The organism is Neobacillus sedimentimangrovi, assembly GCF_010614825.1.
GTDB lineage: Bacteria > Bacillota > Bacilli > Bacillales > Cytobacillaceae > Neobacillus > Neobacillus thermocopriae.
The window spans coordinates 1-11,522 of sequence record NZ_JAAFZF010000022.1 but is presented as its reverse complement, the minus strand read 5'-3'; the positions used below and the strand labels follow the sequence as shown (position 1 = coordinate 11,522).

The window sequence follows — 11,522 nt, the reverse complement described above, 5'->3', positions numbered from 1 at the left end:
TACAAAAAGGCACCTGTATTACCTTATACAAGTGCCCTTACCATTTTTATTAATAAACCCATTCATTTACAAGCTTCTTATACTCGACTAATTCAGCTTCTTTAAAGAATAAACCAATTTCACGAGCTGCGCTTGCAGGTGAATCTGATCCGTGAATTACATTTTTACCAACTGTTAAGCCAAAATCACCGCGAATTGTTCCAGGTGCAGCATCCTTAGGATTGGTTGAGCCCATCATTTGGCGTGCAGTTGCAATTACGTTTTCACCTTCCCAAACCATGGCAAATACAGGTCCTGATGTGATGAAATCAACTAATTCACCAAAGAATGGTCGCTCCTTATGTTCACCATAATGTTGTTCGGCTAGTTCTGTTGGAATGTGCATTAATTTCGCTCCAACAAGCTGGAAACCTTTCTTTTCAAATCGGGAAACGATTTCACCAATTAGATTGCGTTGTACACCATCTGGCTTAACCATCAAAAATGTCCTTTCCATTCTCCCACTCCTAAACCCTTATGTATGATAGTTGCCATAAACAACCCAACAAAATTTTACCATTGTTCATATGAAATAGCAAGAAAATTCAGGAGAGAACATAACTTCTAAAATTTCCGTCTACCAATATACTTCGCAATATCACGAAGTGCTTTTTTTGCACGATTTTCTGGAAGTTCCGCTAGTATTGTCAACGCTTTATTTAAGTATTGATCACTTAAGGAGATAGATTTTTCAATCCCCCCTGACTGTTTAATTAATTGTATAATATCTTCCATTTCAGAAGGCAATGTATTCTCATTTACTGTTTCAATCTTTTTGCGAACCTCCCGATTTTCCATGGCAAATAATGCAGGAGCAGTAATATTGCCCTGTAACAGATCACTACCAGCCGGTTTTCCAAGTTCTTTTTCAGTTGCTGTAAAATCTAATATATCATCAGTAATTTGAAAAGACATTCCTACATAATAGCCAAATAGAAAAAGTTTTTTATGTATGGATTCATCTACATGTGCTGCAATGGCCCCCAATTGACAGCTAACAGCAATTAACAATGCCGTTTTTCTTCTAATTCTTCGAAGATAATCCCTGAAATTTTGATTATAACGATATTTATCCTTTATTTGCTGAATTTCTCCAACTGTAACTTCCACAATTGTATTTGCCAATATTTTATGGGCCAATGGATTTTCTATATTGGTCATTAATTCTAATGCCAACGCAAATACATAATCACCAGTGTACATGGCAATTTTATTATCCCACTTTGATTTAACCGTAGGCTGGCCCCTACGAATATCGGCATCATCAATGACATCATCATGAACAAGTGATGCCATATGAATAAGCTCAAGAGCAACCGCAACATTTTTCATCCTATGAATATCGTATTGACCAAATTTACCTGCAAGCAAAACAAAAACAGGACGAATTCTTTTTCCCCCAGCTTGTAATGTATGCCTTGAAGCTTGTCGCAATAGAAGAGACTCCGGTTGAATCGTCTCTTCAAGCTTTTTTTCTATTAAGTTAATATCTGAATTCAAAAATGAATACATCATTTTCAATTTCACTTTGTATTCACCCTGCTTTTCATCCTGTCTTGTTACTTTATTATTTCTTATGACCTATATGAACGGCTGCTACACCACCGCTGTATGGTTTATATGTCACATCAACAAAGCCAGCTTGTTCAAACATTTTCGCCAATTCCTTCATCCCCGGAAAATCACGTGCGGACTCTTGCAACCAGGAATATTCATGATAGCTTTTTGCAAATAATTTGCCAAACAAAGGCATAATAAAGCGAAAATAAAAATAAAAAAGTTGTCTATAGCCGATCATCGTAGGCTGTGATGTTTCAAGACAAACCGCAATTCCACCCGGCTTAACTACTCGGTACATCTCTTTTAATACCTGCAAATAATCAGGCACATTTCTTAACCCAAATCCAATGGTGACATAGTCAAAACTATTATCAGGAAAAGGAAGCTCCATTGCATTACCGTGAATCAGTTTTACTTGCTTAAGCCCAAGACGTCTGACTTTTTCATTTCCAACTTTCAGCATATTTTTGCTGAAATCCAAGCCAATTACTTCTCCATTTGGACCAACCGCTTCGGCTAGAGCAATTGTCCAATCAGCTGTACCACAACAAACATCCAGCGCTTTCGCCCCCGATTGGACATTCATTCGTTTCATCGTGTCCTTACGCCATCTAATATGCTGTTGAAAACTGATTACCGAGTTCATTTTGTCGTAGTTATCTGATATTTTTTCAAAAACATGATGAACCCGTTGTTCTTTTGACTGCTGCATATTTTTACCCTTCTTCCACAAAAGTTTTGGCATATGGCTGGTATTGGTTTAATAATGTAAAAATTTTGCTTTCTAGGACGTGATTTAAATAAGGAAACTGCTGGAGCCCTTTTTCAATATTTCTTTTTGAAAGTTCAAGATAATTATCGCACACCATGATAAGCTTGTTTTTCTGCTCAATCGACATATCCATCATTTTATATTTTGTTACCGGGAATACTGTTTGTTTAAGTGCATCAAACAAAAATGAACGGCCCTTTTGAATAAATTCATTTTTCTCATTTAAAAGCCGTTTAAATAGTAATAAATGGGAAACCAGCTCATTCCATAAATCTAATTTAAAATATTCAAAAAGTCTTAATAGCAATGAACTTTCAATCATCATCATGCTTTGCATAAGCTTTTGTATTTCGGTAGTTTCTTTATGGTAAACAGCTATTTTATGTTCGTTCACTTCTTTTATGCCTCTGGAAAGAGCTCTAATAACTAAATGATCTTCTGATTCAGCCAGAAGCTTATAATATAGACCACTAAAATAGTCGCCTGCCAATACAGTCAACTGACGTATTTTTTCATCTTTTGCTGTTGATATATATTCATGGGTATCAAGGGCGATTTGTACCAGCATTGTTGAAAGAACGTAAGTTTCTAATTCATTATCAGACAAATCAAGCTGATCCATAATCGAGATAAGGATTAGGAGCTTTTCATCGTCGATAATTGGTGCCTTAATATATTTCAGCAAGTAAGTGTCAAAAACACTTTTTTCGACTTTCTCTTTTATGGACAAATATTTGTGTCGAATATCTTGCATTTTTATCACCCTTGCTTCCCCAAAATAATGTGTATATGTATTTTCATTCCTAATCTTGAAAAATAAATCTTACCCATAAAATTTTTGCAACCTCAGCAAGTAAATCAAACAAGACAAACACCATTATATCATATATGGGCATTTATGGGCATGATTTCACAAAATAAATCCATTTCATTGATTTATTGCAATAATTATTATTTCTTAATTTCACTTTCAATTTCACCGAGCTGTGTCAAAATTTTCGCATTCCCTCTAATTTTAATGGCTGATGTATGTTCAGTAAACTGGGCGATGAGCACTTCTCCTTTGTCAAGTTTTTCTGAATGGTGAAATCTTGTATCTGAACCTCTAGTCAAACCAATAACGCTTACTCCATCATCAATGGCTTTAATTACTACGTAATCGCTTGTCTGTGGCCCGTGCTTTTCCATAATTATCACCCCTATTTGGTATAATAATTAATTTTTTATTAATGAAAGTACTTCAGCACGTGCGTTTGTATCTTTGGCAAATACTCCACGAACGGCAGTAGTTATCGTTTTTGATCCTGGCTTTTTTACCCCGCGCATTGTCATACACATATGCTCCGCTTCTACAACAACCATTACTCCATGAGGTTCGAGCTTTTCCATCATACTATCTGCAACTGTTGAAGTGATCCTCTCTTGGAGCTGTGGTCTTTTTGCTACAGCTTCCACTGCCCTTGCCAACTTACTTAGACCTGTTACACGTCCATTACGCGGAATATAGGCCACATGAGCTTTTCCATAAAAAGGAACAAGATGATGCTCGCACATGGAGTAAAAAGGAATATCCTTTACTAAAACTAATTCTTCATGTTCTTCACTAAAAATGGTTTCAAAATGTTGTTTTGGATCCTCATTTAATCCACTGAAAACCTCTTCATACATTTTCGCTACACGTTTAGGAGTATCTAGTACCCCTTCACGATTTGGGTCTTCTCCAATTGCTTCTAATATTAAACGTACCGCTTCTTCAATTTGGGCACGATTTACTTCTGCCATAATGATTCCTCCCAAAATTCCCAACAATATTGATAATAAATACATATTAGCACAACCATTTCCATGCAAGCAAAAAACTAACCCAGTTGTGTTAAGACCTTTTCATAGAAAAAGGCCACGGAACAATCCATGGCCTTTTTGCCTAAGCATTCGCTTAAAGCACATATTTATGTAATTATTTTACTGCCTCTTTAAGCGCTTTACCTGGTTTAAAAGCAGGAACCTTGCTAGCAGCGATTTCGATTTCATCACCTGTTTGCGGGTTACGGCCTTTACGTGCTGCACGCTCACGTACTTCAAAATTACCAAATCCAATAAGTTGGACCTTATCACCATTTTTTAAAGCTTCTAAAATTGTATCAAACACTGCATCAACTGCTTTTGTCGCATCCTTTTTAGAAAGTTCGCTAGCTTCAGCAACTGCATTAATAAGTTCTGTCTTGTTCATGCCTTTCACCTCCTCCCAAAGTATGTTCAAGTTAATGAAGATTACTTATCTACATTTCTAAACAAAATTTCTAAAATATATACGTCATAGCGAGGATTTCATGTATATTTCATTCAATTTCCTACTTTTTGTGAAAAAGTGGACTAATTTCGTCTTAAAATCCCGTGATATTAGGGTTTCTACGCTATCACGTAATTCTGTTAAAAGATTATCATAATCAATAGAGCTAATCAAGAAGATTTCAAGAAATTATGGGAATCTTTTCTTTCATAACACAAAATTCTACTAATTTAGTCAAACATGGAAATTCTGTTTAGATTAGTGACCTTCAAACTAATAAAAAAGAGACCCCCAAAGGAGTCTTTTATAAAATGATGGCTATTAATCCACCTGAGCCTTCGTTTATAATTCTTTCTAACGTCTCTTTCAGTTTATATCTTGCATTTTCCGGCATTAATGACAGCTTTGCTTGTATCCCTTCACGAACAATAGAGCTTAAGCTTCGTCCAAAGATATCAGAATTCCAAATGGACAGCGGATCGTCCTCAAAATCCTGCATTAAATATCGGACAAGCTCTTCACTTTGTTTTTCCGTCCCTATAATTGGTGCAAACTCGGATTCAACATCTACTTTTATCATATGAATGGATGGAGCTACCGCTTTTAATCTTACACCAAATCTGGCCCCTTGACGAATAATTTCCGGCTCTTCGAGACTCATATCGGATAATGTCGGGGAGGCAATACCATAACCTGTTTGCTTCACCATTTTCAGAGCATCAGCAATGTGATCGTATTCTGCCTTGGCATAAGCAAAATCCTGCATAAGTTCCAAAAGATGATCTTTTCCTCTAATCTCCACACCCACGATTTCTTTTAATATATCATCATATAATTCATCTGGAGCATACAAATCGATTTCAGCAACGCCAGAGCCCATTTCAACCCCTGCAAGGCTTGCTCTTTCAATAAATTCGAAGTCACTAAATTGCTGAACTACTCGGTCAACATCCCGTAATCTCTTGATATCTTTAACCGTTTCTTTTACTGCTTCTTGATAGCTTGCGCGGAGCCAGTGATTTTCCCTAAGCACCATTACCCAGCTTGGTAAATTTACATTTACCTCAAGTACTGGAAATTCATATAGTGCTTCCCTAAGGACATTTAATACATCGCTTTCACGCATACTTTCAACACTCATTGTAATTACAGGGATATCATATTTCTCTGCCAAACTAGATCGCAACGTCTCTGTACTCGGATGGTAAGGCTGGGCACTGTTGACCACCATAATGAATGGTTTACCGACTTCTTTCAGTTCCTCAATAACTCTTTCCTCAGCCTCAATATAATTGCTTCTTGGAATTTCTCCGATTGTTCCATCCGTAGTAACAACAACGCCTATTGTCGAATGTTCCTGAATGACCTTTCTCGTACCAATTTCTGCGGCCTCATGAAAAGGAATAGGTTCTTCGTACCAAGGTGTAGTGATCATTCTTGGTCCATTTTCATCTTCATAACCCTTTGCTCCCGGAACGGTGTAACCTACACAGTCTACTAGTCTAATATTTACATCGAGCCCTTCGTCCACATGAACGGTTGCTGCCTGGTTCGGAACAAATTTCGGCTCAGTGGTCATAATTGTTTTTCCGGCAGCACTTTGTGGAAGCTCATCTTGTGCTCTGGATCTCTCCGCTTCACTACTAATATTCGGTAAGACAACGAGCTCCATAAATTTTTTTATAAATGTTGATTTACCTGTTCTTACTGCTCCGACTACTCCTAAGTAAATATCGCCGCCCGTTCTTTCAGCAATATCTTTAAAAATATCTACCTTTTCCAAGTGATCCCCTCCTGATCATATCGTAAAGTGGGATAATTTCATCCATTAGGTATTTTGGGACAGTATATGTTTATGATGTTGTCCTATTTAGTTATGACATTTTTATAAAATTTTTTACCTCCTTATCTTTAATTTAATTTGCTGTTATCTATTTACTAATTTGTTTAATGGAATGGAGGGTTTCTATCTATGATCATGTAAAGGGAAATAGTATGTTCCCCTTTACTATATGTTTTGCATAAAAAAACCCTTCTCCTACAATATATTTCGTAAGAAAAGGGTTATGACAAAAATTATAGATACAGACTCGTCTTAATCAAATCATATATGTTTAAAACAGTATCACTCTTCAAGAAATATTGGTTCCTTTGTTTTTTCATCCAATGTATACGGTAATGAATAAGCAGGAACAAACATCGAATCTTTCACTAGAATAGAACGAATGTCTTCCCCTGGTTTCAGATCCACTTCAGATTTCTTGAGGGCTTGATAAAGATCTGGGCGATAATCCACATATACTTCGGCATTTCCCGTGACAACAAATGATAAATTTTGATTTGTATATGGACTTACAGCCACAGGTGGTTTTTTATAACCTAACTGTTTAAAATCAAGAGAGTAAATATTCTTAGCCAATGTTTCTTTATAAGGCGGGTAATCGTTTGCTTTAATCCTTAACTTAATTTCCCGAATCGTCTCTGCTATCCTTAAATCAAAAATTTTTACAGTTGGGTTCGTTTCTACATCAACAAGTACATATTGAAAAACCCCTCCACTTTCATAAGCATTTCCAGGAGGTTCTGCCAAATATTTTGGCGTGATTTTCTTAAAATCAATCAAATATTTTTGGTAGATTGGGGTTTCCGCTTCCTTAGTTTTAATGGGAAGAATTCCGCCATTATCCTTTCTAAATTCATCTACTGCCGTTTGAACTGCTTGGATTTGATCCTTATAAGGTATTTGATTCTGTTTTAACTTTTCTTTCGGATACATACAGCCCGATAAAAGGAAAACTGTAAGTACCAAGAAAACACCAAGCATTCTCCAATTCATATAATCACCTTTGTTATTAGACATTTTTTGATTATGTAAAAAGTACGATAAACAATATCAAACCTGAAACTAGTAAAAATAAATAAGCAAAGATTCCAGTAAAAACTCGAAAAATCCCATTTAATTTATATCGACTCAAATAAATGAATAAGATTGCCAGAAACATACATCCCATTCCAGCAATAGATATCCACATTTTGATCATACCTGATGACATCAAATTTCCCCCTTTTTCGACTGTAATTATAGCACAAAAAATAAAAAACTGAAGTAAAGAGGGGCGAATTCTTTACTTCAGCCAATTAGACTAAATAACCCATACTCCAGGCGTCATACTATCAAGTTACTTCGCTGCATTGTATGCATATTTGTTAAAAAGCGTATCATCGAACGCCTAAATTCTTATCAAAAACCGTTATTTTTCATCTACAAATTTCTTTCACCAAGAATATTTACCAAATCTTCCATTTCATGAGTCTTCGCTCGGCCCATTAAACCATCTACCGCATCTTTCGTGGTTTTACCATTGAATAATACATCATATAGAGCAAATGTAATTGGCATTTTCACATCATATTTTTTAGCCAGTTGATATGCGGCTTTCGTTGTCCGGACACCTTCAACAACCATTCCCATATTTTCAAGGACTTCATCGAGCGTTTTCCCCTTCCCCAAAAGATTACCAGCTCTCCAATTCCTTGAATGGACACTTGTACATGTGACAATTAAATCACCAATCCCAGTTAAGCCTAAAAAGGTCAAAGGATTGGCGCCCATTTTTGTTCCAAGGCGAGCGATTTCCGCCAATCCTCTCGTAATTAAAGCTGCTTTGGCATTATCACCATAACCCAATCCATCTGTAATACCAGCAGCAAGGGCAATAATATTCTTTAGTGCACCACCAATCTCAACACCAATTACATCAGGATTAGTATAAACGCGAAAATAATTATTGATAAACAAATCCTGTACCACTTCGGCTGCAGCCATGTTTTCGGAAGAAACAGTCACCGTTGTTGGTTGTCGAAGACTAACCTCCTCTGCATGACTAGGTCCGGAAAGGACGACTATATCCTTTAAAAGTTCCGACGGCATTTCTTCTTGAATAATTTCCGTAATACGTAATAAAGTGTCTGGTTCAATTCCTTTACTGACATGTGTAAGCGTAATGGGATTCTTAATAACTGCTTTCATTTTACCAATTACTTCCCGGATGGCCTTTGTTGGTACAGCCAAAATTACCATTTCCACCCCATTTAAGGCATCACTTAATGAAGCATATCCAGTAATTAATTGAGGTAGACGAATCTCGGGTAAATATTTTTTATTTGTGTGTTCATCATTAATCTCTTTCACTTGATTTTCATTATGGCTCCAAAGACGTACATTGTGACCATTATCCGCCAACACCATTGCAAGGGCAGTTCCCCAGCTTCCAGCTCCAATTACAGCTATAACCTCTTTTTCTTGTACCATCCAATACACCGTCCTTACGCTTATTTTCTTTCCCTTGCAAAAATTTTGATAGGTGTTCCCTCAAAACCAAACGCATCTCTAATTCGATTCTCCAAAAATCGTTCATAAGAAAAATGTAATAATTCCGGATCGTTGACAAAAATAACGAAAGTTGGAGGTTTAACTGATACTTGTGTTGCATAGTAAATTTTTAATCGTCTACCTTTATCTGTAGGTGTAGGATTCATGGCGACAGCATCCATAATAATATCATTCAATACACTCGTTTCCACTCGCATGGAATGATTTTCACTTGCTAAATTAATCATCGGTAGTAATGTATGTATCCGTTTTTTGGTTTTGGCAGATAAATAAACGATTGGTGCATAATCAAGAAATAAAAACTGTTCCCGTATCTGACGCTCAAACTCAATCATCGTTTTTTCATCTTTCTCGATAGCATCCCATTTATTTACAACAATTACAATCGCCCTTCCTGCTTCGTGAGCGTAACCGGCGATCTTTTTATCTTGTTCAATGATTCCTTCTTCTGCATTTATGACAACTAAAACGACATCAGACCGTTCAATAGCTCTTAACGCACGCAATACACTGTATTTCTCTGTACTCTCATAGACCTTTCCTTTTTTTCTTATTCCAGCTGTGTCAATGATGACATATTTTTGCCCATGGTATGTGTATGGCGTATCAATTGCATCACGGGTTGTCCCAGCTATGTTACTGACGATCACGCGTTCTTCTCCTAATATCGCATTCACTAAGGATGATTTACCAACATTTGGCCGGCCAATTAAAGAAAATTTGATAACATCTTCATCATATTCCTCTTGTTTTGATTTCGGGAAATATTTAGCTGCAGCGTCGAGTAAATCTCCAATTCCCAACCCATGTGATCCAGAAACTGGAATCGGCTCACCAAATCCAAGTGAATAAAAATCATAGATTAGGTCACGCATTTCTGGATTATCTATTTTATTTACTCCTAATACTATTGGTTTTTTTGACTTATATAAAATTTTGGCTACTTCTTCATCTGCAGCAGTTATACCTTCTCTTCCATTTACTAAAAAAATAATAACATCCGCTTCATCAATCGCCACTTCTGCCTGTTGCCTGATTTGCTCTAAAAATGGTTCATCCCCGATATCAATACCACCTGTATCAATAATATTGAAATCATAGGACAACCATTCTGCAGAACTATAAATTCTATCCCGTGTTACTCCTGGAATATCTTCAACGATCGATATTCTCTCACCAACAATACGGTTAAAAATTGTGGATTTCCCAACATTAGGCCTTCCGACAATGGCAATAACAGGTTTTACCATTTTAATCGCCACCCTTTCCATATTTATATTTAACAAATTGAAGCGCTTATCCTTCCAAATACAAAAATCAAGTTAACGAAGAAAGAAACCCTTCCATTGGTAAGAAGGGCCTGCCTATTATCTTAGCAATATTTATACTTTCCTGCAATCGTAAGAATAAGTGAGTTTCTTAAGTAGATTTTTGTTTCGATTTCTCCAAAAAGCTCCAATGATTTTGGAAAATTACACCTGCATTTTCCAGGAGACTCCATATAACTAGTAAAATAGAAATCAGAGAACAAACATCCAAATAATTCAAATCTGACACTTGATGTGGTAAATTATTTTTATTGAGTATTATCGAATATAATACCTCTCCCTGGATTGTACCACTTAATACCGCCAACAACCTTCCCTTTAATTTATTCTGTAATAGAATTGTTAAAAATACCATTCCAACCGCTAACATCCATTCCCTCTTAAAAATTACCCAAACAGGATCAAAGATCTCAAGTAATTGAAAACCAGTATAAGCCATTGAAATAATTAGAGAACAAATAATGGAGTAGATTATTGTACTCCATTTCTCATGACTTAAAAAGAAGTAAGATACTATTAATACGAATAATCCACTGACATTCATTTCAAACTTACCTAATATCAGATAATAATTTGAAAGAATTATGGCAATTAATATAGTAGCCGCAAGTTTCATTCGGTACGGGTTTTGTTTTGGCAAAAAAAAGGTTGATATAACCCAGAACAGCCAAAACCCCCAATAAAACAAAGCCCCTTCCATTTTCACACCTCCTATTATTTACATTATTGGTACCTATTATGTACTTTCATACTCCTTGAATAATATTTTCATCTGGACTCATCTTAAAAAATAGGAGGTGTTCATATATGGGAAAAGATCGTCAAGAAAAGAAGTTAAGAGAGAGTAAAAGGGTAGAATCAGATCGTGACCAAGCTTTACACTATAAAGGTGCCACAAAGTTATCAAGCCCATCCGAAGCAAGAGGTTTAAATGACGGGAAGTATGATATCTAAAAATCGAGTAGGAGGGGGTGACTAACCTCCGACCTCTCACACCACCGTACGTACCGTTTGGTATACGGCGGTTCAATTAAGTTTGACGTAGCTCTTGATATCTTTCGAATAGACTTCTTAACCCTCGACTCTTCCAATAGGAGTTGTCGAGGGTTTTGTGTAGAATGGGACTGCAGGCAATCCGCC

At 36.3% G+C, this 11,522-nt stretch carries 14 protein-coding genes; 1 reads left to right on the top strand and 13 read right to left on the bottom strand.

Translation table 11 applies throughout. The features are described 5' to 3' along the window. Nucleotides 1-49: 49 nt before the first annotated feature. From ndk to GZA11_RS09020, 13 genes are all read right to left on the bottom strand, one after another. Complete coding sequence (ndk, locus tag GZA11_RS09080; RefSeq protein WP_038535862.1) at nt 50-496, bottom strand: nucleoside-diphosphate kinase; 447 nt, start codon at nt 494-496, stop codon at nt 50-52. Between the two features lie 107 nt (nt 497-603). After that, entirely contained in the window at nt 604-1,566 is a 963-nt protein-coding gene (gene hepT, locus GZA11_RS09075; protein WP_038535864.1) for a heptaprenyl diphosphate synthase component II, read from the bottom strand. A gap of 40 nt (nt 1,567-1,606) precedes the next feature. Next, nucleotides 1,607-2,311, bottom strand: a complete 705-nt coding sequence (locus GZA11_RS09070; protein ID WP_038535866.1) for a demethylmenaquinone methyltransferase — start codon at nt 2,309-2,311, stop codon at nt 1,607-1,609. A gap of 4 nt (nt 2,312-2,315) precedes the next feature. Beyond that, entirely contained in the window at nt 2,316-3,125 is an 810-nt protein-coding gene (locus GZA11_RS09065; RefSeq protein ID WP_038535868.1) for a heptaprenyl diphosphate synthase component 1, read from the bottom strand. Nucleotides 3,126-3,322: 197 nt separating this feature from the next. Beyond that, nucleotides 3,323-3,559 carry a trp RNA-binding attenuation protein MtrB gene (gene mtrB / locus GZA11_RS09060; RefSeq protein ID WP_038535869.1) on the bottom strand — a complete coding sequence of 79 codons (237 nt, stop codon included), beginning with the start codon at nt 3,557-3,559 and terminating at the stop codon, nt 3,323-3,325. 27 nt (nt 3,560-3,586) lie between these two features. Beyond that, a complete protein-coding gene (gene folE / locus GZA11_RS09055; protein WP_038535870.1) occupies nt 3,587-4,153 on the bottom strand; it encodes a GTP cyclohydrolase I FolE in 567 nt (188 codons plus the stop codon). A 175-nt stretch (nt 4,154-4,328) separates the two neighbouring features. Beyond that, the gene (locus GZA11_RS09050) at nt 4,329-4,601 is read right to left on the bottom strand and encodes an HU family DNA-binding protein (RefSeq protein WP_038535872.1); all 273 of its coding nucleotides are present in this window, start codon (nt 4,599-4,601) and stop codon (nt 4,329-4,331) included. 364 nt (nt 4,602-4,965) lie between these two features. Further along, the gene (gene spoIVA, locus GZA11_RS09045; protein WP_038535873.1) at nt 4,966-6,444 is read right to left on the bottom strand and encodes a stage IV sporulation protein A; all 1,479 of its coding nucleotides are present in this window, start codon (nt 6,442-6,444) and stop codon (nt 4,966-4,968) included. 342 nt (nt 6,445-6,786) lie between these two features. After that, the gene (locus tag GZA11_RS09040; protein ID WP_163183542.1) at nt 6,787-7,497 is read right to left on the bottom strand and encodes a hypothetical protein; all 711 of its coding nucleotides are present in this window, start codon (nt 7,495-7,497) and stop codon (nt 6,787-6,789) included. Nucleotides 7,498-7,528: 31 nt separating this feature from the next. After that, on the bottom strand, nt 7,529-7,714 hold the full coding sequence (locus tag GZA11_RS09035; RefSeq protein ID WP_038535877.1) for a DUF2768 domain-containing protein: 186 nt from the start codon (nt 7,712-7,714) through the stop codon (nt 7,529-7,531). 209 nt (nt 7,715-7,923) lie between these two features. Then, nucleotides 7,924-8,973, bottom strand: a complete 1,050-nt coding sequence (locus GZA11_RS09030; RefSeq protein WP_163183541.1) for an NAD(P)H-dependent glycerol-3-phosphate dehydrogenase — start codon at nt 8,971-8,973, stop codon at nt 7,924-7,926. 20 nt (nt 8,974-8,993) lie between these two features. Further along, on the bottom strand, nt 8,994-10,304 hold the full coding sequence (gene der / locus GZA11_RS09025) for a ribosome biogenesis GTPase Der (RefSeq protein WP_038535881.1): 1,311 nt from the start codon (nt 10,302-10,304) through the stop codon (nt 8,994-8,996). Between the two features lie 169 nt (nt 10,305-10,473). Further along, nucleotides 10,474-11,082 (bottom strand): YphA family membrane protein, encoded by a 609-nt coding sequence (locus GZA11_RS09020; protein WP_163183540.1) that lies wholly within the window; start codon nt 11,080-11,082, stop codon nt 10,474-10,476. 107 nt (nt 11,083-11,189) lie between these two features. Here GZA11_RS09020 and GZA11_RS09015 point away from each other — a divergent pair, with 107 nt between their 5' ends. After that, complete coding sequence (locus tag GZA11_RS09015; protein ID WP_081905044.1) at nt 11,190-11,336, top strand: YpzI family protein; 147 nt, start codon at nt 11,190-11,192, stop codon at nt 11,334-11,336. The last annotated feature ends 186 nt before the right edge of the window (nt 11,337-11,522 follow it).